The sequence below is a fragment of the Undibacterium sp. MH2W genome (genome assembly GCF_049340215.1).
Taxonomy (GTDB): domain Bacteria; phylum Pseudomonadota; class Gammaproteobacteria; order Burkholderiales; family Burkholderiaceae_D; genus Undibacterium.
Genome location: NZ_JBMPPA010000047.1, coordinates 1 through 255 on the forward strand (window position 1 = coordinate 1; position 255 = coordinate 255).

Annotated in this window: 1 protein-coding gene; it reads left to right on the plus strand. The window is 44.3% G+C overall.

Annotated elements, in window-relative coordinates; all coding sequences use genetic code 11:
* Positions 1-24: 24 nt before the first annotated feature.
* The coding region (locus tag ACO0K2_RS19795; RefSeq protein ID WP_423021774.1) for a hypothetical protein at positions 25-255 on the plus strand (231 nt) is incomplete at its 3' end.

Consider the following 255-nt stretch of genomic DNA (forward strand, 5'->3'; position numbering starts at 1 on the left):
ATTAAATAATTTTTGGGAGTAACGATGTTTGATTCATTGAAAAGCGTTTTGTTTAGCGCAATCACAGAGAACGATGGGAAGTCAGCTTGCCCGTTCCGAATTGCTGGACTTGCTTTGTCGGGAGGTGCGATACCGACTTTTCTGCTCAGTTCTGCATACACAACATTCAAAAATGGAGCGTTCGATCCAATTCAGTTTGCTACATCGTTTTCATTAATGATGGGTGGGCTCGCTGTATTGGCTGGTGGCGTGGCA